This is a genomic window from Sphingobacterium sp. UBA6317, from assembly GCF_002440385.1.
Lineage (GTDB): Bacteria > Bacteroidota > Bacteroidia > Sphingobacteriales > Sphingobacteriaceae > Sphingobacterium > Sphingobacterium multivorum.
The window spans coordinates 53,966-79,875 of sequence record NZ_DJTD01000035.1 but is presented as its reverse complement, the minus strand read 5'-3'; the positions used below and the strand labels follow the sequence as shown (position 1 = coordinate 79,875).

Annotated in this window: 22 protein-coding genes; 9 read left to right on the top strand and 13 right to left on the bottom strand. The window is 39.7% G+C overall.

What is annotated here, in order from left to right; genetic code table 11:
• Positions 1 to 103: 103 nt before the first annotated feature.
• Complete coding sequence (locus B3E92_RS10730) at positions 104 to 1,315, bottom strand: alanine dehydrogenase (RefSeq protein WP_070561706.1); 1,212 nt, start codon at positions 1,313 to 1,315, stop codon at positions 104 to 106.
• A 134-nt stretch (positions 1,316 to 1,449) separates the two neighbouring features.
• On the opposite strand from B3E92_RS10730, the gene B3E92_RS10725 reads away from it, so the two are divergent.
• From B3E92_RS10725 to ytxJ, 5 genes are all read left to right on the top strand, one after another.
• Positions 1,450 to 3,375, top strand: a complete 1,926-nt coding sequence (locus B3E92_RS10725) for a polysaccharide biosynthesis protein (RefSeq protein WP_070561708.1) — start codon at positions 1,450 to 1,452, stop codon at positions 3,373 to 3,375.
• Between the two features lie 159 nt (positions 3,376 to 3,534).
• On the top strand, positions 3,535 to 4,125 hold the full coding sequence (locus tag B3E92_RS10720; RefSeq protein ID WP_312482079.1) for a tetratricopeptide repeat protein: 591 nt from the start codon (positions 3,535 to 3,537) through the stop codon (positions 4,123 to 4,125).
• An 88-nt stretch (positions 4,126 to 4,213) separates the two neighbouring features.
• On the top strand, positions 4,214 to 4,702 hold the full coding sequence (gene ribH, locus B3E92_RS10715) for a 6,7-dimethyl-8-ribityllumazine synthase (RefSeq protein ID WP_070561710.1): 489 nt from the start codon (positions 4,214 to 4,216) through the stop codon (positions 4,700 to 4,702).
• A 287-nt stretch (positions 4,703 to 4,989) separates the two neighbouring features.
• Positions 4,990 to 5,730: a hypothetical protein gene (locus B3E92_RS10710; protein WP_070561712.1), complete on the top strand. Its 741-nt coding sequence runs from the start codon at positions 4,990 to 4,992 to the stop codon at positions 5,728 to 5,730.
• A gap of 1 nt (position 5,731) precedes the next feature.
• Entirely contained in the window at positions 5,732 to 6,070 is a 339-nt protein-coding gene (gene ytxJ, locus B3E92_RS10705) for a bacillithiol system redox-active protein YtxJ (protein ID WP_197084070.1), read from the top strand.
• Positions 6,071 to 6,188: 118 nt separating this feature from the next.
• Here ytxJ and B3E92_RS10700 read toward each other — a convergent pair whose 3' ends face one another.
• Both B3E92_RS10700 and B3E92_RS10695 read right to left on the bottom strand, forming a co-directional pair.
• On the bottom strand, positions 6,189 to 7,274 hold the full coding sequence (locus tag B3E92_RS10700; RefSeq protein WP_286896690.1) for an isoaspartyl peptidase/L-asparaginase family protein: 1,086 nt from the start codon (positions 7,272 to 7,274) through the stop codon (positions 6,189 to 6,191).
• Entirely contained in the window at positions 7,231 to 7,641 is a 411-nt protein-coding gene (locus tag B3E92_RS10695) for an RNA-binding S4 domain-containing protein (RefSeq protein WP_070561714.1), read from the bottom strand. The genes B3E92_RS10700 and B3E92_RS10695 overlap by 44 nt, the downstream gene beginning before the upstream one ends.
• Before the next feature lie 177 nt (positions 7,642 to 7,818).
• Between B3E92_RS10695 and B3E92_RS10690 the strand changes: the two genes are divergently transcribed.
• Genes B3E92_RS10690 through folP form a run of 4 tightly spaced genes read left to right on the top strand, consistent with a single transcriptional unit; the run spans position 7,819 to position 10,594 of the window.
• Positions 7,819 to 8,637, top strand: a complete 819-nt coding sequence (locus B3E92_RS10690; protein ID WP_070561716.1) for a 2,3,4,5-tetrahydropyridine-2,6-dicarboxylate N-succinyltransferase — start codon at positions 7,819 to 7,821, stop codon at positions 8,635 to 8,637.
• A gap of 24 nt (positions 8,638 to 8,661) precedes the next feature.
• Positions 8,662 to 9,240: an L-threonylcarbamoyladenylate synthase gene (locus B3E92_RS10685; RefSeq protein WP_070561718.1), complete on the top strand. Its 579-nt coding sequence runs from the start codon at positions 8,662 to 8,664 to the stop codon at positions 9,238 to 9,240.
• A gap of 1 nt (position 9,241) precedes the next feature.
• Positions 9,242 to 9,721 (top strand): DUF4920 domain-containing protein, encoded by a 480-nt coding sequence (locus tag B3E92_RS10680; RefSeq protein WP_070561720.1) that lies wholly within the window; start codon positions 9,242 to 9,244, stop codon positions 9,719 to 9,721.
• Between the two features lie 30 nt (positions 9,722 to 9,751).
• Positions 9,752 to 10,594, top strand: a complete 843-nt coding sequence (gene folP / locus B3E92_RS10675; RefSeq protein ID WP_070561722.1) for a dihydropteroate synthase — start codon at positions 9,752 to 9,754, stop codon at positions 10,592 to 10,594.
• Positions 10,595 to 10,601: 7 nt separating this feature from the next.
• On the opposite strand, the gene B3E92_RS10670 is transcribed toward folP, so the two are convergent.
• The 10 genes from B3E92_RS10670 to B3E92_RS10625 all read right to left on the bottom strand — a co-directional run bounded on the left by B3E92_RS10670 (position 10,602) and on the right by B3E92_RS10625 (position 25,833).
• Positions 10,602 to 11,624 carry a cytochrome-c peroxidase gene (locus B3E92_RS10670; protein ID WP_070561808.1) on the bottom strand — a complete coding sequence of 341 codons (1,023 nt, stop codon included), beginning with the start codon at positions 11,622 to 11,624 and terminating at the stop codon, positions 10,602 to 10,604.
• Positions 11,625 to 11,767: 143 nt separating this feature from the next.
• Complete coding sequence (locus tag B3E92_RS10665) at positions 11,768 to 12,616, bottom strand: MbnP family protein (protein ID WP_286896687.1); 849 nt, start codon at positions 12,614 to 12,616, stop codon at positions 11,768 to 11,770.
• Positions 12,617 to 12,639: 23 nt separating this feature from the next.
• Positions 12,640 to 14,628, bottom strand: coding sequence for a TonB-dependent receptor plug domain-containing protein (locus tag B3E92_RS10660; protein ID WP_070561726.1), 1,989 nt, complete (start codon positions 14,626 to 14,628; stop codon positions 12,640 to 12,642).
• Positions 14,629 to 14,633: 5 nt separating this feature from the next.
• On the bottom strand, positions 14,634 to 15,539 hold the full coding sequence (locus B3E92_RS10655) for a hypothetical protein (RefSeq protein ID WP_070561728.1): 906 nt from the start codon (positions 15,537 to 15,539) through the stop codon (positions 14,634 to 14,636).
• Between the two features lie 384 nt (positions 15,540 to 15,923).
• On the bottom strand, positions 15,924 to 16,301 hold the full coding sequence (locus tag B3E92_RS10650) for a hypothetical protein (RefSeq protein WP_075990767.1): 378 nt from the start codon (positions 16,299 to 16,301) through the stop codon (positions 15,924 to 15,926).
• Between the two features lie 190 nt (positions 16,302 to 16,491).
• On the bottom strand, positions 16,492 to 17,832 hold the full coding sequence (locus B3E92_RS10645) for a DUF5125 domain-containing protein (protein WP_070561730.1): 1,341 nt from the start codon (positions 17,830 to 17,832) through the stop codon (positions 16,492 to 16,494).
• A gap of 57 nt (positions 17,833 to 17,889) precedes the next feature.
• Positions 17,890 to 19,362: a glycoside hydrolase family 30 protein gene (locus B3E92_RS10640; RefSeq protein ID WP_083295791.1), complete on the bottom strand. Its 1,473-nt coding sequence runs from the start codon at positions 19,360 to 19,362 to the stop codon at positions 17,890 to 17,892.
• Between the two features lie 78 nt (positions 19,363 to 19,440).
• On the bottom strand, positions 19,441 to 20,958 hold the full coding sequence (locus B3E92_RS10635; RefSeq protein WP_115046913.1) for a RagB/SusD family nutrient uptake outer membrane protein: 1,518 nt from the start codon (positions 20,956 to 20,958) through the stop codon (positions 19,441 to 19,443).
• An 11-nt stretch (positions 20,959 to 20,969) separates the two neighbouring features.
• Entirely contained in the window at positions 20,970 to 23,915 is a 2,946-nt protein-coding gene (locus B3E92_RS10630) for a SusC/RagA family TonB-linked outer membrane protein (protein ID WP_286778572.1), read from the bottom strand.
• A 289-nt stretch (positions 23,916 to 24,204) separates the two neighbouring features.
• Positions 24,205 to 25,833, bottom strand: a complete 1,629-nt coding sequence (locus B3E92_RS10625) for a DUF6377 domain-containing protein (protein WP_070561736.1) — start codon at positions 25,831 to 25,833, stop codon at positions 24,205 to 24,207.
• Positions 25,834 to 25,910 lie beyond the last annotated feature (77 nt).

The following is a 25,910-nucleotide window of genomic DNA, read 5'->3' as shown; positions in this document are numbered from 1 at the left end:
ATTTAAAAAAGATCGCAAAATTATATTTACTAGAAATATCCTTCCATTTTACATGCAACATCTGCATGGAGTAGATCAAGAAGCAGCTGGATACGCTTAGAATTTATAACGAAGAGACGACTAATAAATCTAAATCCTTTGCTGTCATATTAAACCTGGAGGCCATATCTATATTCGTCAGATTACCTTGATACAAATAAATGGAACTTCGAATACCAGGGTTCTTCCAAATGGCATTTTTCAATCCCCCGAGTTCAGCGAAATCGAGCAAAATCGAAGTGAAGATATTGCTCATGGCATAGGTGGCTGTTCGCGCTACCCGAGACGCTATATTAGGAACACAATAGTGAATAACATCAAATTTCCGAAAGATAGGTTTATCGTGAGAGGTCACCTCCGAAGTCTCAAAATTACCACCTTGATCAATGCTTACATCTATAACAACGGAATTGGGTTTCATTTTAGAAACGGTCTCTTCCGAAATCACGCAAGCGGAACGTCCATTAAGCGCTCGTAAAGCACCGATAACAACGTCTGAACTGATCACGGCTTTGTTTAAAATAATAGGTTGTATAACAGATGTAAACACACGACTACCCAGGTTATTTTGTAGGCGTCTAAGTTTATAAATCGAATTATCAAATACTTTTACCTCTGCTCCTAGCGCCAAAGCCGTCCGAGCAGCTTGTTCACCAACGGTCCCTGCGCCGATAATAACAACTTCGGTCGAGGCTACCCCGGTAACGCCGCCGAGCATCAGTCCCTTGCCTCCAAATGCATTGCTCAGATACTCTCCAGCAATTAAAGTTGCCGTCGCCCCTACGATTTCACTCATAGCACGAACCACAGCTAGGCAACCGCCCTCATCTCTTAAATATTCGTAAGAAATTGCGGTAATTTTTTTATGCATTAATGCCTTTAAGACATCCAAGTTCATAAGTGAAGGTTGCTGAGAAGATAATAAAAGCTGTCTTTCTTTCATCAGCTTGACTTCACTAATTACAGGGCTGCCTACCTTGATGATCAGATCCGCTTGGTACACTTCTTCTCTTGAAGATACAATACGGGCTCCCTGCTCACTATAATGGTGATCCAAAAAATTGGCTCCTGCTCCTGCTCCCGTCTCAATGATTACTTCGTGCCCATTTTCTACCAATAATGCAACCGCTAATGGTGTCAGGCAAATTCGCTTTTCCTGAAGCGAGATTTCTTTTGGAATGCCAATAAATAAACTTTTTGCATTCTTTTTCTTCTCAAACAGCATCTCTTTTGGAGAAATCATAGCCTGACTCGCAAGCTTTCCTAACTCATTCATCTTGTAAAATTGATCGTTAGCTAAAATTACAACAAATAATCAATCTTATCAAACGAAGATAAATTTGGTTTGGCACAGCTTTGGAATGAAACAAATTTATCTACATTTGTTTTAAATTAATCAGATATAATACCATGCTCAGTAAAGTCAATATAGTGCCACGGTGGATCATTTTTTTATTGGACATCTTTAGTGTATCCGTCGCTTATCTCCTCGCAAATGTCATTTATTATGATTTTAATTTCGATTTTTTACTCGATATTGATTTTAGCATTCGTTACATTTTATTTATCGGTGTATGTTCTTTGTCGTTCTATCTCTTTAAAATGTATACTGGGATCGTGCGTTACACAAGCGCCATCGATTCCATACGTATATTATCAACGATAACATTCAGTGTGTTTGTTCTCCTCGTTATAAAACTAGTTATCCAAGCAAATGAAATCGAGCGCAACATTCCAACGGCACTCATTATCTTCTTTGCCCTATTCTCCTTTCTTATTTTAACTGTATATAGAACAATTATTAAGATTTTCTTTCTATACACCAAAAAAGTCAACGGTTCCAGAAAAAAAACACTGATCTACGGAGCTGGTGATTTGGGGATTGCTGTAAAAAGAACCTTAGACCATGATGTACGTTCCAAAAATGCTATTGTAGGATTCTTGGATGATAATGATCAAAAAATCAACAAAGTAATTGATGGGACCAAAATTTACTCTTCTCAAAAGTTTAGCCACCTCATCAACACACTAAATATTGAAGAGGTCATCATCGCGTCACACAACATCCCTTCGGACCGCAAAAATGAAATAACAGATGTCGCGCTCGAAAAAAACGTCAATATTTTAACACTTCCGCCCGTTAAAAAGATCATGAATGGCGACCTTAACCCCAATCAGATTCAGAAAATAAAAATTGAAGATTTGTTGGAAAGGGAGCCGATCAAGATTAACGACGACCACATCTTAAGCCAGACGAAGGGCAAAAGAATCCTTGTTACTGGAGCAGCCGGTTCTATCGGAAGTGAAATTGCAACCCAATTGGGAAGATACGAGCCCCAGATGATTATTCTTTGTGACCAAGCAGAGTCCCCCTTACATAATCTCCAGCTTGACCTTCAAGATGAATTCCCAAATCAAGTCTATCATACTTATATAGCAGACGTCCGAAGTACAAAAAGGATGCAATTGCTTTTTGACACGTTCAAGCCGCACTATGTTTATCATGCGGCAGCATACAAACATGTGCCAATGATGGAAAACCATCCTTTGGAAGCGGTACAGACCAATGTTATGGGAACAAAGAATTTGGCGGATTTAGCCGTAGAATTTCAGGTTGAAAAATTTGTCTTTGTCTCTACCGATAAAGCTGTAAATCCCACGAATATCATGGGGGCGACAAAACGTATCGCAGAAATCTATGTACAATCGTTAAACAATCATTTGGAAAATACATTGGGGGCAAGTGTTCACACCAAATTTATAACAACACGCTTTGGCAATGTCTTAGGCTCCAATGGATCTGTTATCCCCCGATTCAGGGACCAGATTCAGAAAGGTGGCCCTGTAACCGTTACTCATCCAGAAATTACACGGTATTTTATGACCATTCCCGAAGCATGCCGACTAGTCCTTGAAGCTGGAACAATGGGACAAGGTGGCGAAATTTTTGTCTTTGATATGGGTAAATCTGTAAAAATAGTAGAGCTAGCTAAAAAAATGATTCGCCTTTCGGGATTTAAACCGAATGAAGATATTGAAATAAAATTCACGGGATTAAGGCCTGGTGAAAAACTATATGAGGAATTACTAAATGATTTAGAGAATACCTTACCGACGCACCACGAGAAAATCATGATCGCCAAAGTCAGAGAAAATAATTATGATAGGGTGTGTATGAAAATCGGAGAATTGCAACAGCGTTTAGCGACGCAGAACAAAAACGAAGTTGTCTATCAAATGAAAATTATTGTACCTGAATTCAAAAGTAAAAACTCCATCTACGAACAGCTAGATAAGGAAATTGAACTATCGAATGAGTCGGAAAACCAAAGTTAATTCACGTTAAAATTTGCAAAACACTTGCAAATTTGCTCGAAAAGTGTATTTTTGCAATCCATATTTTACTGATTAGTAATGTCTAAAAACACAAATAATACAAATCAAGGTTTCAAACCTTCAAAAGGATCTTTTTTTCAAGATAACCAAAAAAGTGTCGTGTTCATTTTAGGTGGTATCGTTGTATTGATCTTACTTTATTTTGGTTATCAAAAGCTTTATCTAGATCCAAGAGCAGAAGAAGCTTCGAATCGTATGTACAAAGCAGAACAGCTTGCTACAATTGATTCGTTACAAAGCAAAGCAATCATGGGCGATGGTGCATTTCTTGGATTTAAACAAATTGCGGACGAATATTCCAATACAAAATCCGCAAATATTGCAAACGCATATTTAGGAGGTTTGTATTTGCGTCAAGGTAAATTCGATGAAGCTGCAAAAGCGCTTGAAAAATATGCTCCGACAGGAAGTCAAATTCTAGATCCACTCGTAATTGGTTTAACAGGTGATGCTTATTCAGAATTAAAAGACTACAAAAAAGCTGCAGACTACTATAAGCAGGCTTCTGAAAAATCAAGCAACTCGTATACAACTCCACTCTTTTTGAAAAAACTAGGACTTGTATATGAAGCCCAAAATGACTACAAAAGTGCAGAGACAGCTTACAAAAAGATTAAAACAGATTTTCCGGAGAGCCAAGAAGCTTCAACAATTGATGGTTTATTAGGCCGTGTACAAGCACATTTATAATAGAATAATTATAAAAATATACTAAAAAGAGGCTATTTGATAGCCTCTTTTTTTGTGACCATCTAAAATCACTATCTTTGTTCCTATTATGGCAAGTAGCATTAAAAATTTATCCGACTTTTCGCATATTCAGGTTGCGGATGCAAGTCCATTCAAATTTGCAATCGTTGTTGCACAATGGAATGCAGAAATCACAGGTGCATTATTGAATGGTGCAATTACAGGCTTAGAGAAGCATGGCGCTCAAGAAAAAAATATCCAAGTCATCGAGGTTCCTGGAAGTTTCGAATTAATTTCGGGAGCAGATCTTGTGTTCAGAAACCAGAATTTTGATGCTGTTATTTGTTTAGGCTGCGTCATTCAGGGTGAGACGAGACACTTTGATTTTATCTGCGATGCAGTTGCAAATGGCATTGCCAATGTAGGGCTCAAATACAATAAACCGGCCATTTTTGGTGTATTAACTACTGATAACCTTCAGCAAGCATTGGATCGTGCTGGTGGAAAACATGGCAACAAAGGTGAAGAAGCTGCTATTACAGCAATACAAATGGCTCATATTGCCAAAAAATTCTAGTTTGGTATTAATTTTGCCTACCATTCAATGATGAAAAGTATTACTGAGCACAGCTTATTACTCAGTTACTTATATTTTATACAAATCGATTAATAACATATTCAGTTATCTTATTAATCGATTTTTATTTTTTCACTGGAATAAATTGTTATTGAATTGTTTTGATTGTATTGTAAATCAGATGTACAACAATCGATAGTTTTATAGACAATGACGCAATGATGAAGTTTATCCCGATCAATTTTGATACGGCTTACTTGATGATTGTTTCTTAAAAAAATAGGATTATGAAAACATTATCGAATGTACTCTTGGTCGTTATGCTGACGTTATTCTGTCAGCTGGATCTAGTGGCGCAAGACGATAGTCTAAACAAGCAGATTTGGCAAAGTATTGGTGGCCAGGAAAAATGGGATTCTTTGCAATATTTGGCATTCTCAGCAAAGGGAAATACCATCTCCGACCAATTGTCAAAAGAAGAGCGAAAATTCTTGTTCAATCGCAGCACCGGAGCATGTCGATTTGACGGCTATAGCGCCACAGATCAGGTGACCTATCTGTTTAATTTTAAGAATCCAGGGGCCGATAAACTCTTTATTGAAGGGAATATAGCTGGAGATGGGCCAGAGCTAAAAAAGTCAATTAAAAACCAGCTATTTTCGGATCTCAATCTACTACTTTTACCCACCTTGATCGGACAGAAGAATGTGCAGCTAAAAAGTCAGAAGGAAAGTTTCAGCGCTGGACAAAAATTAACGATAGCAACTATCAGCTCGTCAGGCCCTATCTTTGGTTCAAAGATGGATGGTTTGCTTTACATTGATCAAAATACCGGTGAGATTGTACGTTACGAATACACAGATAAGGGCGAAAAAAACACTTATGAAGTGAGCAAATATAAGGAGATTGGCGATGGTATACGTTTACCTAGTTTCTTCAATTCGACAAGCAATGACCAAAAGAGTTGTATATTCTCCGCTATTTCGTCTTTTGTACAAGTAGAACAGAAAAAATTTACAGAACTATAATATGATTAACTGGATAGAATTAAATACAGAGGAACAGTTACAGGAGCTTTATCAATCTGATAAAGTTGCAGCCATCTTTAAACATAGCACGACTTGTGGTATCAGCAATATGGCTAAGCGCAGTCTTGAGCGTATGTCTGCGACGTCAGACCATGATTATGCAATCTATCTTTTAGATCTTTTGCGCTACCGTCCATTATCAAATGAGATTGCCCAACGTTGGAATGTAACACATCAATCCCCTCAGATACTGATTGTTGAAGGAAAAGAAAGTCTATATGATGCTTCCCATGGCGATATCCAATTTGATGAGATTGAACAATACCTGACGGCAATTTAAATAGTATAGGCCGTAATCGCTGTTCAATAAAAAATAGTTAACAAAATTTATCCCAAGGGGTTAATATGTTATATTGATCCCTTGGGATATATTATGATGATGAAAACAGCTGTGCTGGCTATTTATAAATTTCTACTGTTATCTTACCGTCTTTGGTCACGGTACCCCGGTACATCCCGGCAGTATTAAAAGGCATAGCAACATGTCCATTTTTATCCAGTGCGATCAGGCCGCCATTTCCGCCCATTTCACCAATCCGATCGATCACTTGCCGGCTCGCCTTATCAACATGTTCACCTTTGTATTCCATTAAAGCCGACACCGAATATGCAGCCACGGTGCGGATATAATATTCTCCCCATCCAGTACAGGAAACAGCACAGGTATTATTGTTCGCATACGTTCCAGCACCAATAATTGGCGAATCTCCGACACGTCCAAACTTCTTGTTTGTCATCCCTCCTGTAGATGTACCGGCGGCCAGGTTACCTGCTTTATCCAAAGCAACACAACCAACTGTACCAAATTTAGCATCCTTATTGATGATTCCTAAACGTGAGCTTTGTTTTTGATCGTGATCTAGTTGTGTTTGCGTACTGTCCTCCCTGTTCACTTTCTGCAAAGCATCCCAACGTGCTTTAGTCCAAAAATAAGAAGGATCTACGATGGTTAGCCCCACTTTTCTTGCAAATTCTTCGGCACCTTTCCCCACCATCATAACGTGCTCAGACTGTTCCATCACCGCTTTTGCTGCTGAGATTGGATTTTTGATCGTCGTCACTCCTGCAACTGCGCCCGCAGCCAAGGATTTACCATCCATAATGGAGGCATCCAGCTCGTTGCGTCCGTCATGTGTAAAAACCGCTCCTTTCCCTGCATTAAACAAAGGTGAGTCTTCCATCACATGGATAGCCGATTCGACGGCATCCAAACTGGATTTACCTTCTTGCAACTTTTGGTAGCCTATACGAAGTGCTTGCTCTAAGACAATCCGATAAGCTTGTTCCATCGAATCTGTCATATTCTTTTTCAAGATCGTCCCCGCTCCACCATGGATCGCCAAAACAAATCCGCCCTCTGTCACGTTTACAGATTTTTTATACGACTTACAGGAGATAGCCAACAGGGCTCCCGCAATTATCACAGCACTTATCTTGAGCTTATTCATCTTCTTTCTCCCACCATTCTGAAGATTGTAAATCATCTATCTCACGACGGTCTTTTTTCGTAGGACGCCCTGTACCGCGATCGCGTTTTAGGACAGGAGCATGAAATACGGATTTAAACCCTACCGTTTCTTCTACAGGCGTCTGATCTTCGTAGAATTGAACAGCAGTCTTGGCGTCAACACGACGGTCTAAAAGACCTGTCACCTGCACCACTTTTTTTTCAATTCCCTTTTGGATATGGTATACATCTCCGATCTTAACTTCATAAGAGGGTTTTATATTTTGGCCTTTGAGTTTTACTCGTCCAGCCTTACAGGCCTCTGTTGCCAAGGTTCTTGTCTTAAATAAGCGAATTGACCACAAATATTTATCAATTCTCAATTTTTCTGATGTTCCAGCCATATTTACAAAAATAATTATATTCAGAAACTATCGGGGCCCCTTCCAGGTAAATTAACATATTTCCGTTATAAATATATGCTTAAAGCACAAGGAGCCATGGATAAAGTTGCTTTTAACTGCAACTTTATCTAAGTTTGTACATCAAAATAAACTAATTCAAATAAGCAAACAAATAATATGGTAGAGCCACTTAAAAAATTGATTGAGGAAGCTTGGGAAGATAGACAATTATTGGAGTATAAAGAATATACAGAAGCGATCCGCGCTGTTATCATGAAGTTGGATAGCGGTGAAATCCGTGTGGCTGAGATGATCGGTACAAGATGGCATGTAAATGATTGGATAAAAAAAGCGGTCATCTTATATTTTCCAATCAATGATATGCGCGAAATGACTGCAGGTCCTTTTGTGTTTCATGATAAAATGAAATTAAAAACAGACTACAAGCACACAGGTGTACGTGTTGTACCTGGAGCTTCCGCTCGTTTAGGTGCATATTTGGCTAAAGGAGTGATTATGATGCCTTCTTACGTTAATATCGGTGCTTATGTAGACGAAGGTACCATGGTGGATACCTGGGCAACTGTTGGCTCTTGTGCGCAAATTGGGAAACATGTACACTTAAGTGGCGGCGTCGGAATTGGAGGTGTATTGGAGCCGGTACAAGCAGCCCCGGTTATTATTGAGGACAATGTTTTTATCGGTTCAAGAGCGATCGTAGTAGAAGGCATTCGTGTAGAAAAAGAGGCTGTATTAGGTGCCAATGTTGTATTGACAGCCTCAACAAAAATTATCGACGTTACGGGACCTGAACCTGTAGAATATAAAGGTTATGTACCTGCCCGCTCTGTTGTTATTCCGGGTTCTTACACCAAGAAATTTGCAGCGGGGGAATACCAAGTTCCTTGCGCTTTGATCATTGGTCAACGTAAAGAGTCTACAGACAAAAAGACTTCATTAAATGACGCACTACGTGATCATAATGTAGCTGTATAAAGTTAAAACTAGTATAAAGATAAGATGAGTGCATTCGTAGATCGTGAGGATTTGAATAAGGCCTTGGAGACGTTAAAAAACGGCGGATTAATTCTATACCCCACCGACACCATTTGGGGGATAGGCTGTGATGCCACCAATCCAGAAGCCGTGGAGAAAGTTTTCCAACTAAAAGGAAGAGATAAATCCAAAAGTCTGATCGTCCTTTTACACAACGACAATCAATTAGCGAGTTATGTCAATGAAATCCCGGATGTGGCTTATCAACTTATTGAATATACAGAAAAACCCTTGACAATTGTCTATTCGAATGCCAAAAATCTTGCGCCCAATGCAATTGCTGAGGACGGTTCAATTGGCATTCGAATTGTCAAACACCCTTTTTGTGAACAGCTTTTGCAACGGTTTCGCAAACCGATCATTTCAACTTCGGCAAATATCAGTGGTGAGCCAACGGCAAAAGATTTTGACGAAATATCGGATGCCATCAAGGATGGGGTAGACTATATTGTTACCTATGACAGAAACGTAACAACAGATGGGAAATCATCTACTGTCATGAAGCTGGACCCTAGTGGTAAATTTGAATTTATTAGAAAATAGCATGAAAAAGATCGTTTTATTTTTTGCATTAGCCTTTGCTGTTACCAATATATCTTTGGCACAGCAAAAGGATATTCCCGGCGCCAAACCTGGTGTAAAATATGGGAAAGAAATCTCTGCGTCCAATGCGATTTCAGTAGCAAAGCTTGAAAAAGAACTTACGCAAAAGAACGCATTCAACGGAAAGGTAGCCGGTAAGGTCGTTGAGGTATGTAAGAAAAAAGGCTGTTTCATGACGTTGCAACGGGAAGGTGAAGAGCCTATTACCGTTCGTTTTAAGGACTATGGTTTCTTCATGCCAGCAGACATTGTCGGTAAAACGGTTGTTGTCGAGGGTATTGCGAAGAAAAAAGAAGTTTCCGTAGCGTCGTTACAACATGCGGCAAAGGATCTGGGTAAATCACAGGCTGAAATAGATCAGATTACTCAACCTAAAAAAGATATTAGCATTATTGCCGACGGCGTTTTGGTTGTCAAATAAGCCCTTCTCACCAAGCCTAGCATTGTTCTGATGAAAATATTCCAGCCTTCACCCTGTCATTCCATACTGGTCGATGGTACCTTAATGGCTTTCGAAAAGCCCATTATTATGGGGATACTCAATGTGACTCCAGATTCATTTTATGATGGTGGCGACAATACAACCGTCGAACTTGCGGTAGAGAAAGCCAAGAAGCTATTGCTTGAAGGTGCTCAAATCCTTGATATTGGCGCCTATTCCTCACGTCCAGGTGCTCCATTGATTTCATCACAGGAGGAAATGGATCGAGCTCTTCCTGCTATTCGGGCGATTAAAACTGCATTTCCTGACGCAATTTTATCAATAGATACCTTTAGGGCAGACGTTGCCGCTGCGGCAATCGATGCGGGAGTGCACATCATAAATGATGTTTCGGGAGGTACACTCGACGATAACATGTTCGCCACGGTAGCAAAATATCAAGTTCCGTATATTCTCATGCATATGCGCGGTATTCCCGAAAATATGCAGGAAAAAACCGATTACAACGATATTGTAACTGACGTAGCCACCTTTTTAGGTGACCGCATTGCGACGCTAAGAAGTATGGGGGTGAAAGATATTATTCTTGATCCGGGATTTGGTTTTGCAAAGACAGTGGAACAAAACTATGAGTTACTCTATCGTGTCAATGAACTTCATTACTTTGAATTACCAATTTTGGGCGGAATATCCCGTAAATCCATGATTTATAAAAAAATCGGAATCACTGCCCAGGAAGCTTTAAACGGCACCACTGCTTTAAATACGCTACTTCTCGAAAGAGGTGTACAAATTCTCCGCGTACATGATGTAAAGGAAACGAAGCAATTGGTTGATCTCTTCTATTCGTAAATCAGCATTATTTGCCTACAAATTTCGGATCACTTAATGTTTTAATAAAAGCGATGATCGCTTCCTTTTCTTCTTCTGTCATAGGAATTCTTTTTCCATTTTCTTTCAAAATCGGATCAAGGTTAGCTGCATCCAAAACACCCTTGTCGAAATAATCCAGCACAGATTTCAACGTTGGGAACTGCCCAAAACTTCCATAAGGCGCTGTATACTCCGCATTTCTTAAAGAAGGTACCCGAAAAGCCATATAGTCTGTATCAATACCTGTGATACGTGCTCGCCCGGCCTCATCTGGATGTTTGTTTAACGGAAACCCGACATTTCTAAAACTCTGATCGGTAAATAATTCTGATGCATGGCAGCTTTCACATTTCAATTTAAACAGCTGATACCCCCGTTCTTCCTCAATAGTGAATTGCTCCCCTTCACCTCGTTTTACCTTGTCATATTTACTGTCGGCTGAAATTAGGGTATACTCATATTGTCCAATGCTTTTATAAATTCGTTCAGGTGTAATATTCTCATCGCCAAAAGCCTTCTTGAACAATACTTTGTAGTCAAAATCCCCATTAATTTTGCCGATAACCTCCAAGATAGAAGAGTTCATCTCTTCATGCGTGATAATTGGAACTAAAGGTTGCTTTTCCAGTTCGAGTATATTGCCATCCCAATTATAAAATTTCATAAAAGCCAAATTCTGCAAAGGCGGCGTATTCCGAAATCCAACACGATCATCTATCCCTACCGCCTGCATTTTTCCATCGGAAAAAGCCAATGCGGGGTTATGGCAACTGGCACATGATATCGTATTATTTCCACTGAATCTTTTCTCATGAAACAGCTTTCCCCCCAATTCAACACCATATTTTGTTGGCTTATTGCTCTTAAACGCATTGTTTAGACTCGGAAAATCCGCAGGAATGTTGAAAGTGACTATAGGGTTATCTTCCAGCTTAGAATCAACAATATCATCCCTACTACAGGATAAAGCAATCACTATAATGGTCAGGATTAAGATGACTTTTTTCATCCTATTAATTTTATCAAGGGTTGATGAATATTCAAAATGTACACAATAGTCTGATGCAGAAAGCATCCGTTCGCTTTTATGCCTAATGTGTTTTCCATAAATGGCTACAATCGCATTCCAGATCATAGCCATTTACATCATATTTAGTTAGAAACACCTTCAACAGTGAACATCCCTGCTGTATCGCTGCTTCCGTTGCCGCCAAGATTATCAACAAACTTCACCATTTCCACTGCTGAATGAATACTAGGTGTAGCATTATTGGCCCCCAAGGTGATGGTATTCGTTTTACCGCTTAGGAGCTTATCGAAATCTGCCCTGATGTTAATCTGTGGTATACTTTTTCCAACAGTAACTATGGAAGGTAAATTCAAGGTAATGTCCCGGTAAGCATCTACGCCCTGTTTATAAGTGGATTCATCGCCGTTTGTACCGTTGACCGTACTCCCTGTGTGAATAGACAACTCTTTATGATCAACACCATAAAAGCCCTCCAATTTCGTAAATCGGTAACCTGTCCCCCATTCCCAATGCATTTTAGTATCATTTGCTCCTGCTGTTGCATAGAAAACTGGGAATCTCAGTTGATCCAGCGTATTTATTTCCTGTTTTACCCCCAAACCGAATTTGATCTGTTTATACTCGCCAACAGGTATATTACTCAGTACATAATTTAAAGTTGCTGCTTTCGCCTGATCAATTACTGTAGCCCCTTTATCCAGGTCATTTACATTATAAGGGATCTCAGACCCGTCGGCTTCAATAAGTCTGATATTGCTAATTACATACTTTAGCTCAGAAAACTGATACAGTTGTCCGCTGGCGGATGTATTTGTCGTGGCAGCTGGGGAATCTGCACTACCCAGCACAATTGTTGTATTTTTAAATGTATTGTTGAAATGTAAGTTAACACTGTTAGCGACGTCTTCACTTTTGCTACAAGAAACCATAACCAAAGAGATCATCAGGAGTTTAATTGCATTGTTTTTCATTTTATTTTTAAGTTCTAAGGTATTTAAAAATTGATTTTTAAGGATGTAAAGATATTCCTACCCATGCGTGGTATATTTCCCCAATCCGCATAGGTACTATAGTATTCATTGAAAAGGTTCTCCGCACCGACCTGAAACGCGGCATTTAATTTCCCAATATTGAAGTTATAATCTGCCGAAACATTCCAAATCTTATAGGATGCAGTTTGGTCCTCTCCGTATTCAGGACTAAAATTGACTTGACTAAAGTCCCCGTTCATTGAAGTTTGCACGCCGATCATTTTGTATCGGTAATGCACTGATGTTTGATAACTTAAGGGACGTATAAAGGGCAGGTTTCCGCCCATATTGTCTTGCCCTCTGGCATAGGTAAGTATAGCTTTCCAATCTAGACCTGGCAAAATTTGATATTGCGCATTGAGTGCCAGATTAAACAGCGTCGCATGATCTAAAGAGGTATAGCCTTTTACGCCTACCGATTGATAGTTCATGGGGCTACCCAAACTCAAAATCCGGCCAATAATGTAGTCTTGTATAAAGAAATAATTGGCCTTGGCCCCAATGCTTAGCTTTCCGGTCTTAAATCCGGCACTGGCATTGGCTTCATAAGAAACTTCATTTTTTAAATTTGGATTTCCGATATAGTCATAACGATCGAAACTGTTATAGATGTAGTAACCATACGCTTCCGAAACAGAAGGAGCACGATGCCCAAACCCTGTTCCTAGAGAAAAGTCAAACTGACCAATATTTAACTGATAGCTAGCATGTAGGCTCGGCAGAATTCTATTTTTCTTCTGTGGAGAACCCGGATGGAAGATCCAGTTGAATTCAACGTATTTCGAATAGTTATAGTTCAAACCCAATGAACCCCCAAAGACAAGTCTACTGATATCAGAAAGATCTAACGAGTTATTAATGGCTACACTCGCGAATCGTGTGGTCACCCATGGCCAGCTATAGGCAAACATGGTCTGTTTGGATCGATCTTGCGGATACATACGCATCTCAGCTATCGATAGATTATCGTAAGCATTTACCTGTATTTCCGAAGAATAACGATCTTTCTGCAGATTAATTTTAGATAAAAGACCGTAGGTCGTACTCCAGCCTGGCATATCCATATGGACCAAATTCTCCGGACGGGTTGTATCATCCATATAGTGCTCAACAGCATTAAAATAAACTTTGGTGTCCCATACTTTTACCAAGCCCTCTTCAAACAACTGTTTGTATGTAGCGGAAGTGATGATCGCTCTGGATAAGGATAGGTCCATTGGTAAAGCTGGAAATCCCACATCTTTTGCCCGATCAAAAATAGCATCCACCCTAACGGCAGAGAGCGGACTTGTTTTATAGGCCAAGCCCAAAGACGCATTGAATTTATTATATTGCGAATGCCGTACTTCATCGTCATTTCCATCATAATAATTTCCAGCCTTCCGGAAGGCAATACTTCCATCTGCCACAAATTTGTCGCTCGAGTAATATAAATTTCCAAGATTGAACGTCTGCTTATTATTGAATTCAAAACCTGTCTGATAGGCTCCGCCAATTTTTTTCTGCAGCCCAAACGAGGTATTCCTTCTTTTTAGATCTATACTGCCCGCGACCGTAGCGCCATGCAGATTACCCTCCTGCCCCGATTTAATATCGATGGCAGCAAGATTATTACTTTCTACATAAGAGGTTATCGGGTCCATTTTATCCGTACATGCTCCAAAGACATGCATCCCGTCGATCGTAATTATCGAACGCTCGCTACTCATATTATTGAGTAGGGGTTCCCAAGCGTAGGCACCACGTTTGATGAAGCTGATATTACTTGCAGAAGCCAAATATTCATCCACGGAGACTGTCATCTTTAGATCGTTTTCGATCCTCCTTTTAGTAGCTGCGGTGACTGTAACCTCCGCTAGACGTCTCGTGGTATCGCGCGTAATAGGATTGTTTTGTCCGTGTACGTTCCATCCCAAAGACAACATAAAGAGCATAACACTTATTTTCTTCATAGCCTCTAAAATAGAATGTCGATGTATAACTCACTTTTACGCCCTTCTACCCCAGGTGTAAAGTCTTTGGGTACCTCAGTTCCTGCTATTACCCTTCCATTTTGGTTGACCAAAATAAAATTCAACGTCCAGTTGCCTGTCATGGTGTAATTGACAACACCTTGGTACAATCCGTTGGCCTGTTGGACCAAGTCCTTATTATTGGGGGAAGAATGGTTACCCATCGAAGGTTCTGGCATACGCGGATCTAACTGCAAGGTGTATCCGTTGACTCTTGTATAAGACAATTGCGCAGTGTCTAATTTATAAATACCTGCGACCAGTTTATTTTCAGCAACATTTGGTTTCCAAGGAGCAATCAAGGCGATTAAATAGTGTTCGCCATCTTTCCCGGTAAAGGTGGTTATATTACGATTTTTATTGGTCTGCGGCATTACAGTTACATGCTGTGCAGCAGAGAAAGTCTGATCGCCAATTTTAAAATCGATTTCCAAACTCCAGTTTGCTGCTGCAGAACTTTCATCTGTAAACACACTGTAACCCGAAAAGTAGCTCCCATCCAACGTATGGTCCATTACGGACTGGTTTGGACAAACAATTTTCATTCCTTGCATATTGGTTTGGATGGGCAGCAATTTGACTGCGGAAACGGCTACAGGTTCATTATTTTGCTGCTTATTGATTTTCACGCGGATATCATTATAACCGCGGTACAATACCCCGCCCGGGGCTTCAATATGAATATTGTACCCTGAAGAAATAAGGCTTGTAACCTCTTTAAACTCCATATTCTCTTCAACAGTATTTCCTCGTTCGGCCTCATAGTCTGTTTTCGCCTTGGTACAGCCGACTACAAGAAGACCTATAATCGCGATATAAAAACCCGCTTTTTTTATAAATAAATCTCTCATCTATAATATTTCATGTATAAGGAAGCTTTCCGATTTACTTCGTGAACTCGCAAGCCCGGTTTAAATAAATCATGCTGGCATCCTATATGACAAATGGATATATTTTTGTAGCGAAATAAAATCATCCTGTTGATTTTAAGTAGATTACTAACCACGATCAACATTATAATGATTCAGAGCCACATCGCAATGTAGTCCAAATAACCATATTGGTTTCTTTGAAATAAATACTGAATAAGTAGTTTAATCGGAAGATTGATTACTTTGACAAGACATCGCTAAACGCATTTTGACAACGCAATTCTAAAGCGATGCTAGCGTTAGCATACACTGTAAATCATCATCAGCGATCGATTACTTATTCAAATAAATTACTAGCTGGATTTAAACCAAAGGGGGATGAAATATTGTAAAGATGGGATTATAGGAATAATCTTCTTTATATACTGGAAGCAGGCGCTCCACAGTGTCTTCATAAAGAGCCGTGTTTTTAAACGTAAAATCTTGCGTATTATTTATAAAAACAACATCAATGATACGTAATTCAAGATTTTTTTGTTCCTTTTCCTCATGTTCGCGCATTTTCTTCATCAAAATACACTGGCCTCGACAGGCAAGCGCATTATCGTTAAAACGATTGATACATTCGTAACGTGCGATATAATCTCGATTCAACTCGAAGACTGTCCATAGCCATACCGTTGAGAAGCTCTGCAGGAGCATCAAGGGTAATAGAATCCATATAAACAGTCTGATTTTCATTCGAATATTTTATTCTCAATAGCAGCTTACATCAGGAAGATTACTTCATTATCTTGTAAACTGGCCAACTCATGATAATCTGTGTGAGTTTGGGCAAATATAACAAATGAATCTTGGAATAAACAAATGCTATTTAAAAGAAAAAGTCCTAGGAAGACTACTACCTAGGACTTATAAGACTCAATTATAATTATTTTGTTGCAATCGTCAAGACAGCTTTCTTATTGCCTGCAGCTAAATCCAATGTAAAAACATAGGTTTTACCGGTCTCTAATACTTTAGCGGTTTTGATGCCAAGATTGCCCGAGTCGCGTCCATTCTTTCCATCCCCCACAAAAACGATATCACTTGTCGTTGTCAGGTCTGTGCCACCAAATTCACCGCCCCATCCTTTTTGATGGAAAAATTTGAAATTGATGTTATCAGAATTTATAGACTCTCCTGCCTTAACAGTTATCTGGTATTTCTTGTTGCCTAGCGGCACCAGACAAAGCGCTTTATCTGTGTTCCAGCCTACCTGATTACTGGATACCTTAGGTTTTCCGATTCCTTCACCAATAATCCAAACCGCCCCACTTCCGTCATCTTGTAATTTTGCTAAATCATTACCTGTCATCGCTTCAACCACAAAATATTTTAAGGTAAAGTCCGCAGTAACGCGATACTTACCGTTCATTCCGTTGAAAGCGATTGATCCGTCAGGAGCTTGTGTAAAATAGTCCGGATCAATCCACCAATTCTTCAGATCTTCTATTCCGTCAATAACCACCTTCTCGCCTTTTACCATATTCAACTCTGCCTTAAAGTGCTCATCATCAAGGCGACTGAATACCGTTCCATTAATGGCATAAGCAATAATAAACGGTGAAGCTTGATAAGTTGAGGTATTAAATGCGATGCTATAGGTTCCAGAAGTTGAATTTGAAAATGGGATTTCAGCCGTAGACCCTAGGTTTATAACATTATTGACCCAACCAAAATTCATCAGATTGCCTTGTGCGCCCACTTTTGGTGCTTGAATATAGCCCTTTACCGAAAATGGAAAATTCTCTTTTGCCGCATATTGATTACGCCCTACCCTTTCCATGCGATAGGACTTAGATGCTGTGACTAAAGTTAAATATGGAAAGTCGGGTCTGCTCAGATTAATATCAAAAGATTGTTCCGTTATTTTTTGGCTAATATTCTGTAAGACAAACTTAAGGGTTGCTTTTCCATCGGGAATATCTTTCAGGAACGGAACATAAATTTTTCCAGTATAATCTCCATTTTGTTTGGTACGAATGACGGTTTCTGTTACCTTGTCGTCTGTAAAATACAATTGTGCTTTAACCGTAGACAGCGCTACTTCACTATCCGACACGTGCAGCTGAAATTCGAGACTGTCCCCAAAGTTTGCGGCTGAAATAGGTGATTTCAATTCGATTTTAGGATCCCCTATTTGATAGGTATATTTTTCATCCTTTTTACAGGAACTGACTGCGGTAATTGCAGCAGTTCCCAATAGTATATTGATGAGATATCTTTTCATTTGTTCATAATTTATGCGCTATCCATGTGATAGCGCTTAAGGTTTATCATCCTCCAATTAATAGGTCCAGCGGTAAGAAACAACCGACTTAGCTGGTACATCATAGCTAAAATGATGTTTACCATCTGCCAAGGTAATTTTACGACTATCGCCCGATTCGTTTAACAGAACAACAGCATAGGTTCCGTCTGTATTTTGGAATGCAGTATAAACCAACCCTTCCGCTGTATATCCAGAAGCGCCAATCCGTGTGGCCCCTGATTTGACCACTGAGGAAAGATGACCAACAATATAATAGTGCGAATTACGTGTTATATTCTTATAATTTGCCTTACTGATATCCACGGCGCCATAACATGTCTGACAGCCACCTTCGCGATTTGGCCCTTTGTCGGTATCAAGCATCAGGTTCCATACAATGACGCCCTTGCTCCAATTGTTGACGGTGCCCAATGCAACTTCACGCATATCCTCCATCAAACGTTTTTCAAGATTGCGTCCATCATTCCATTCCCCAATAGATGTTTCTGTAAATACCAGTTCCTTATCTGGGCGTTGATTATGAATATCGATAAGTTCAGCCTTATCCCCACCATAATTATGGTACGCCGCTCCGGCGAAGAATGAAGCCGCTCCGGCATCGTTATAGATCTTTACAGGGTAATCAGCCTGATCAGCAATGTTATCATAGTTATAATTATGATCAAATGCATAGATCTTTGTTGATAAGTTAGCCGCTTTTAACTGTGGGCCTAGCGCTTGTTTGACAAAAGCTTGTTGCTCTTGCCATGACATATAAAGCGAAGCGGAATTCTTTCTGTTCAATGGTTCATTTTGAACAGTAATCGAATAAATATGAATGCCTTCTTTCTTCATTGCTTGGATCCATTGAACGAAATACCAACCATAGTCCTGATAATACTTTGGATTTAACTGACCACTGGTCCACGAATCAAAGGGCTTTAAATCAGTTAAGTTGTTAACTTTCATCCATTTCGGTGGAGTCCATGGGGAGCCCATGATTTTTATGGATGGATTGATGGCAAGTATTTCTTTCAGCACTGGAATGATATATTGTGTTTCTTCCGACTGTAGTCCAAAATTTTCCTTTCCTTCCTTATCCCAGCAGGTATATTCACTCAAAGAGAAGTCGGAACATCCAATAGCAATACGGATGTAATTCATTCCCATTCCATCTTTATCTGAGAAAGTCTCCGTAAGAAATTTTGTTCGATCTTCCTTACTCATCTTCATCAGATTATAGCAGGTAGACCCTGTAACTGCTGCACCGAAGCCGTCCATTGTCTGAAATTTCTTAGCTGGATCTAGCGTAATTGTATTGGGCGACATGTTAAATTTGGAACTGAAATCAACAAAGCGTTTTCCAAAATCCAAAGACCGACTGCCTGTCGTCGTATAAATGGTAACATCACCACTTTTTTTAATTTCATCACCTTGTGAAGGTATATAGCTGTCACGGTTACAAGATGTTGCCGTCACTAGACAGGACAACAAGAATGTATATATCATAGTTTTTTTATTATTGCGTTTCATCTGTTAATAAATTTTTCGCCATCCATCAAATGAGGATTTCCGTTGTTAAATCAGTTAATACCCCGGATTCTGAACTAGATTAGGATTCTGATCAATTTTTGGTTGCGGAATTGGTAAACGGTAAGAGTTCTTCGTGAAGGGATACACCTGTGCCTTTCTTCCAGCATCTTTAGCATAAACAGCATTCATGACAGATTCCACCTTATCTAAGCGCACGAGATCAAACCATCGTTGTCCTTCGAAGGCCAATTCAAGACGACGTTCTTTCAAATAAGCGTCTAATAAAGCATCCTTATTTGAACGTACGGCAGCGGATATTTTAGGCAATTTAGCACGGGTGCGAATTTTGTCAATAATGTCTGCCGCTCCAGATAGATCTGATCCCTGCTGAATTAATGCTTCCGCTTTTAACAATAAAAGGTCTGCGTAACGAAGCTTGACAATACTATTAAATGCAGAACGTAATTTAAACATGAATGGATAATGGTTTGACGGATAATAGTTGCTCCAAGTAGTGGAATAATAAACAATAGATTGCCCCAAACGAACCTGGTCCCCTTCATTCGTATACGCTTGAATCAAGTCCCGAGATGGGGTTATCCATTTGGCCCATGTGAAGTTATTATCATAATTGGACAAATCCCTTCCAAACATCCAAGTCGCCCAATTACCTCCACCCGAAGTAAACTGTGCTTCCAAAATCGATTCTTTCGTATTCCGCTGTGCAAGATCTGTGTTGCTTGCATTCATTGCATATAGATCTGAGTAATTGGTATTCAGATCAAATCCATCCGCAGCCAATGCGTCAACATATTGGATAACTTTAGCGTAATCGCGAATTGGTTTTTCGGCATAGATCTTTGCCAGCATCGCTCGTGCGACGGATTTGGTAAATAAAGTCTTATTCCCATTATTGTTGGCTGGTGCATCAGCCAATCCGTCCATCAAGTCTTTTTCGATCTGCTTATAGGCTTCTTCTTCTGTGGCTTGTTTTGGAAAATATTGCGGATAAACTTCATTGACATTGTCACCTGTAATATCGGGTGCAATTGTGGTAATGACAGGGATAGATCCGAATATACGGACCATATCAAACATCGCCAATGCTCTGAATAGTTTAGCTTGTGCCTTATACGTTCTAATATCCGTATCGCTCAACGATTTATCAGCAACACTATCAACGTAAATGATCAATCGATTTGCACGTCCAACATCTTCCAGATATCTTCCCCAATCCCGGTCAACAACCGAATTAGACCCTTCAATAGAATTATTTTCAAAAGGTACAACTTCCGCTCCCGTCGTTCCCGCATAGGAATTATCGGCATGGGAATCTCCGATTAGGAGCAGATCGAGATACCAATGTTCCTGCCGATCTTTCATTTGCTGATAAATCCCCGCCAAATAGGTCTCAACCTCAGCTCTATTCTTAAAAACAATCTGCGTTCCTGTCTCGGTCTTCCCTTGACTCACATCCGAATAATCTGAAAGTGGATCACGGTTCAAAGAGCAAGAAAATAAAAACAAAGAGCCGGATAGCAAAGAAAGAGCATTACTTATATATTTTTTCATGATACAGACAATTAAAACTCAATATTAAGACCTAAAACAAATGAACGATTCTGTGGATAGGTACCCCAATCTATACCTTGTATTCTCGAATCGGATCCGCCCGAATATTGGTTTACTTCCGGATCCATACCCGAATACTTAGTCAAGGTAAACAGATTGCTTACAGATAGATAAGGCTGAATTTTATGGATACCAATACGCTTCAGTCTCTCCGGAGAAATGGAATAGCCCAAGGAGACATTTTTCATCCGCAAATAACTACCATCTTCAACAAAATAGGTTGAATTCTTCATGTCAAACCCAGCTTTAGGAACATGGGTAATCTGTCCCGGTACCCGCCAACGATCCAATACAACTGTCGTTTGATTTCGACCATCATACATCCCTTCTGTTTCCATACGGCTGGCATTGAAGATGTCGTTTCCATAAGTTCCCTGAATGAATACGCTTAGATCGAAATTTTTCCAGGAGAAACTATTTGTCATACCATACACAAACTTTGGCAGGGGATTGCCGATATACGTACGGTCGCTTGACGAGATCTTGCCATCTCCGTTCAGGTCGCGATACATGAGCTCACCGGTTTCAGGGTTTACGCCATCTGAAATATAACCGAAGAATCCTGCAAGCGATCTTCCGGGCTCATTTTTCACCACAAAATCATTGACATAATCGTTCGTTTTGACATCATAATACACCTGTTGTAAGTCGAGCTGCTGAAGCTTATTTCTGTTGAAAGAGATATTAAAATCTGTGTTCCAAGTCAAGTTACCGGTCAGATTTTTCGAATTTACCGCAAATTCAAAACCATGATTATTCAACCTTCCACCATTTCTTTGGATTGTAGTTGCTTGCTGTCCTGCAGGCAAGCTCGCATTCATTAAAAGATTCTTGGTATCCTTGTTGTAGTAATCGGCGCTGATGCTGAGTCGATTATTCAACATCGTGACATCAAAACCGATACTGGTTGTGCTTGTCGTTTCCCAAGTTAAATCCTTCGCTCTTAAGATTGTTGGTTTATTGATATTTGGTACAGCATTGTCTTTTCCCTCAACAAACCATTGTTGACGTTGGATACCGCTCAATTGCAGGTAAGCATAATCGCCTAATCCGTATTGATTACCTGTCTGTCCCCATCCCCCCCGGATTTTTAAGTCGTTTATCCAGGTTACATCTTTCATAAAATCTTCAGCAGAGATTCTCCAAGCAGCCGATACCGATGGAAAATAGCCCCAGCGTCGTTCTGGACTTAGCTTGGAAGAACCATCGGCACGCATATTTGCGGTCAATAAATACTTGCCATCATAATTGTACATTGCGCGTGCGAAATAGGACATAATCCCCCAATTGGATGCTGTAGATCCTGTTCTATCCCAAGAGATCTTATTTGCAGCATTAAGTGTCTCAATGATTCCATTTGCATAGTTTGAACCATAGATATAGCTTCTGGAGTACTTAGAATCCGTCCATGACGAACCGCCCATTACTTCCAAATTATGCTTTCCGAAGCTCTTCGTGTACGTCAAGAAATTGTCCCACGTTAACACGGTATTTGTATTACGAATATCCGAAGCTTCCCCGAATTGATTTCTTCCCCACGCTGTCGTCCAAGGATCCAAAAAGGTGGTCATCACCCCGGATCTTCGATCTAATGAAAATGAAGTTTTCCATGTTAAGTTAGGCATAAAGGAAATCAATGCACTTCCTGTGGCAACAAGACGGTTTTCGCGGTTATTATTATTTCTTGTCCGGGCTAGGTTTTCCAAAGGACTGGTGATGTTGTTGATCCCATAAAAATTATTATAGAATCGATCTGGATTTGTTGGATCCCATACAGGGGCGTAAGTAGGTGTTGTGATTACAGATGTAACTACTCCACCACGGTTAGAACCCAATCCGGAGGTAATTCCATTATCATTGTTATCGGAATAATTGATATTCGCATTCACCTTTAGCCATTTTCGAACTTGGTTATCAATATTAGCACGAAAATTATATCGTCTAAAAAAGGATCCTTGTAATGTTCCTTTTTCGTTCAAGTACCCTCCACCTAAATAGTAACGAAGCTTCTCATTACCATCCGAGATGGATATTTGATGATTTTGTTGAATACCTGTCTTGTAGGTTTCTTTGAACCAATCCGTTTGATCCAACAATCCCTCCGGCAGATTGATCATACCTATTTCATCCTGTAAGTCTTTGTATTGACTGGTATTTAAAACTTTAACCGTGTTATTGACAACATTGGCCGTCCACTGTGTTCCAAGCGTAATTTTTGCTTCGCCGGCTTTTCCTGATTTTGTCGTAACCAAGATGACACCGTTTGAACCACGCGAGCCGTAGATCGCTGCCGATGAGGCGTCCTTTAGAATTTGAATGTCCGTGATGTCATTGGGAGACAAGAACTTAATATCTTCCACAGGAACTCCATCAACAACATATAAAGGAGTGGTATTACTATTAAAAGACGTTATCCCCCGAATTTGTATCTGAGGTGCTGCACCAGGCTGGCCACTCGGTTGAATAACAGTGACGCCGGCAGCCTTACCTTGAATGGCTTGTCCAAAATTAGTCACAGGTCGCTTTTCAAGGTCTTTCGTGGAAACAGAAGAGATTGCAGTCGTGACATCTTTTCTTTTAACACTACCATAACCGATTACAATGACATCCTCCAGCATATTGGTTGATGAATTCAATTGGACGACCATGGTACTGTTGGCAGGTAATTCTTTGCTGTCGTAGCCAACAAACGTAAATTGGAGTATACTGCCGATGCTAGCAGAAATTTGAAAACGCCCATCTGCATTACTGGAGACTGCATTATTACTTCCTTTTTGTGTAATGGTTACTCCAGAGAGTGGTTTCTGATCTTGAGCATCCAAGATACGTCCACTGACTTGAACTCGGTCTTGGGCAAATACCAAATTCACCAAAGTAAACAAGAAAGCTAGCCCCATTGAAAAGGCAACTTTTCGTGTAAAGTAAATCATATGAAATAAAAAAATTGGTTATTGTTTAATCTTTTGGTTATTCCAAAATGGCAATGAGTTTCCCCTGCTTCATTGCTCAAAACAAAACTAAGATCACCAAGACGGAGAAAAAAGAGCTAGTACTGAAAAAGTACCAGAAAAAAAATGCAAACAGCTAACATAAAGATTATTACAAATTAAATACAGCATTAAAAAGTACCTACAGGAGCGTACAATCGTCTTTAAAACAGCCAATTTTCGGGTATTACCCTACATTTTAGGCCCGGTCGATCACCGCAATCTGACACACAGCAGCTTCAAAAGCATCGCGGTTTCCCGCAGCCTTATTACGCACTTTTGTTCTATAATTATAAACTGTCCGAAGAGAATATCGAAGGAAACTTGCAATCTTCACAGAATCATCGATCCCTAATCGAATCAATGCGAAAATCCGAAGTTCAGTATTTAACAATTCAGTTTTTTTGGGATAGATTTTCTCGTCCTCCTGAAGTAAGGCATTGAATTCATCAACAAAGGTTGGATATAGATTTAAAAAGATACGGTCAAAATTAACATAGAGTTGCTGCACCTCTCTTTCTTCCATTTGCGTTGACTTTAACTGTTCGCGTAAGGCATCCCACTGCTGATTCGTCGCTTTTTTCAACAGTGCTTTTCTGATATCTTCCATTTTATCGATATAACTCGAACACATATCAAAGAATTGCGCAATATATTCTTCTTTAATATGATTGGATTCAGATAATTTAAGGTTAGTCTGGTTTATTTCATCATTCAATGATCGAAGTTGTTGGTTTGTAGCCGATAATTCCGATCGTATCCTTCTCAAATGTTGCACTTGTCTATAAATAATGACAAGTCCAATGATTACACCAATCAATAAAATACTGACGATAATGACCAAGCCTACCAGTTGCCGATTTTGGCTACTGATTTTCTGCTGATAGGCGGCATTGATTATAGGATAAGAAGAGGTACCTTCAATAATGCGATACCGCACTTTACATAACATCGCATCGTCTATGGCTTTTTCAATAAACTGAAAAGCGCGATCGAAATCCTGTTGGTCGTAATACGTTAGCGCCAGATCATGAAAAGATGCGTTGTCGCGATTAGCCATTTCAATATCTGCACTGGCTGATATGGAAAGATAGTAAATTTGACTTTTTGTATCCTTTTCATATTTGTAAATGAGCCCCATAAAATAGGCTATCAGCGCGCGCTGCTCAATATCCTTTTTGTTCTCATTCCAGAGGACCAACAATTGCTTTTTAGCATCCTCACGATTACCATTAAAAAGTGTTTTTATAGCAATGGTTGTACGATACTCCAAGGAAGACTTTGGTAGTACAGTTAACAGAGAATCACGATACTTTTCACTTGCCTGGTAATATTCCGATCGATTATTGCTCTGACCGTAATGACTATAAAAGGAGCTGTAGGTATCGTAATATTTCGCCAAGAGATCCCGGCCAAGATGAGCGGGCTCAACTTGCTTTAACAATTGTGAAGCTTCTATATACCGTCCAATGGTGGAATACACCCAGGCCAAATCGAGATGAATAACCGCCTGTAAGGAGTCATTATTCGGTGGAGCGAGCTTTTGACACAGTAAAATATAAGTAAGTGCTGCGTCAGAATCAAACTTCTTATAATTTTCAAAGATTTCGTAGTTCTTCTTCAAAAATTGAACAGGATTACTTTCTAATGCTTTGGCCTCCTGTTTTAATTTCTCCAATTTATCTTCACGGTTCTTGATGTAAATTTTCTGATTTTCCATCAAATATTCCAATCGTTGCAAAACCCGGGTACTATCGGAATCTACTTGCGCAGATAGGTAAAGACTAAAATGAGCAAAAAGAATAAAAAGAAAAATGCGCTGCAACATAATAAACTCGGTTCAACATCGTGTAGACTAAACTACATAAAAATAACAACAAAAAAGAGGACGTCTCCCGACGGCCT

Excerpts from the sequence above, each read along its gene's own strand:
- B3E92_RS10730 (WP_070561706.1), bottom strand. The coding sequence starts at position 1,315 with ATGAATGAGTTAGGAAAGCTTGCGAGTCAGGCTATGATTTCTCCAAAA.
- B3E92_RS10725 (WP_070561708.1), top strand. The coding sequence starts at position 1,450 with ATGCTCAGTAAAGTCAATATAGTGCCACGGTGGATCATTTTTTTATTG.
- ribH (WP_070561710.1), top strand. The coding sequence starts at position 4,214 with ATGGCAAGTAGCATTAAAAATTTATCCGACTTTTCGCATATTCAGGTT.
- B3E92_RS10710 (WP_070561712.1), top strand. The coding sequence starts at position 4,990 with ATGAAAACATTATCGAATGTACTCTTGGTCGTTATGCTGACGTTATTC.
- ytxJ (WP_197084070.1), top strand. The coding sequence starts at position 5,732 with ATGATTAACTGGATAGAATTAAATACAGAGGAACAGTTACAGGAGCTT.
- B3E92_RS10700 (WP_286896690.1), bottom strand. The coding sequence starts at position 7,274 with ATGATTTACAATCTTCAGAATGGTGGGAGAAAGAAGATGAATAAGCTC.
- B3E92_RS10695 (WP_070561714.1), bottom strand. The coding sequence starts at position 7,641 with ATGGCTGGAACATCAGAAAAATTGAGAATTGATAAATATTTGTGGTCA.
- B3E92_RS10690 (WP_070561716.1), top strand. The coding sequence starts at position 7,819 with ATGGTAGAGCCACTTAAAAAATTGATTGAGGAAGCTTGGGAAGATAGA.
- B3E92_RS10685 (WP_070561718.1), top strand. The coding sequence starts at position 8,662 with ATGAGTGCATTCGTAGATCGTGAGGATTTGAATAAGGCCTTGGAGACG.
- B3E92_RS10680 (WP_070561720.1), top strand. The coding sequence starts at position 9,242 with ATGAAAAAGATCGTTTTATTTTTTGCATTAGCCTTTGCTGTTACCAAT.
- folP (WP_070561722.1), top strand. The coding sequence starts at position 9,752 with ATGAAAATATTCCAGCCTTCACCCTGTCATTCCATACTGGTCGATGGT.
- B3E92_RS10670 (WP_070561808.1), bottom strand. The coding sequence starts at position 11,624 with ATGAAAAAAGTCATCTTAATCCTGACCATTATAGTGATTGCTTTATCC.
- B3E92_RS10665 (WP_286896687.1), bottom strand. The coding sequence starts at position 12,616 with ATGAAAAACAATGCAATTAAACTCCTGATGATCTCTTTGGTTATGGTT.
- B3E92_RS10660 (WP_070561726.1), bottom strand. The coding sequence starts at position 14,628 with ATGAAGAAAATAAGTGTTATGCTCTTTATGTTGTCTTTGGGATGGAAC.
- B3E92_RS10655 (WP_070561728.1), bottom strand. The coding sequence starts at position 15,539 with ATGAGAGATTTATTTATAAAAAAAGCGGGTTTTTATATCGCGATTATA.
- B3E92_RS10650 (WP_075990767.1), bottom strand. The coding sequence starts at position 16,301 with ATGAAAATCAGACTGTTTATATGGATTCTATTACCCTTGATGCTCCTG.
- B3E92_RS10645 (WP_070561730.1), bottom strand. The coding sequence starts at position 17,832 with ATGAAAAGATATCTCATCAATATACTATTGGGAACTGCTGCAATTACC.
- B3E92_RS10640 (WP_083295791.1), bottom strand. The coding sequence starts at position 19,362 with ATGATATATACATTCTTGTTGTCCTGTCTAGTGACGGCAACATCTTGT.
- B3E92_RS10635 (WP_115046913.1), bottom strand. The coding sequence starts at position 20,958 with ATGAAAAAATATATAAGTAATGCTCTTTCTTTGCTATCCGGCTCTTTG.
- B3E92_RS10630 (WP_286778572.1), bottom strand. The coding sequence starts at position 23,915 with ATGGGGCTAGCTTTCTTGTTTACTTTGGTGAATTTGGTATTTGCCCAA.
- B3E92_RS10625 (WP_070561736.1), bottom strand. The coding sequence starts at position 25,833 with ATGTTGCAGCGCATTTTTCTTTTTATTCTTTTTGCTCATTTTAGTCTT.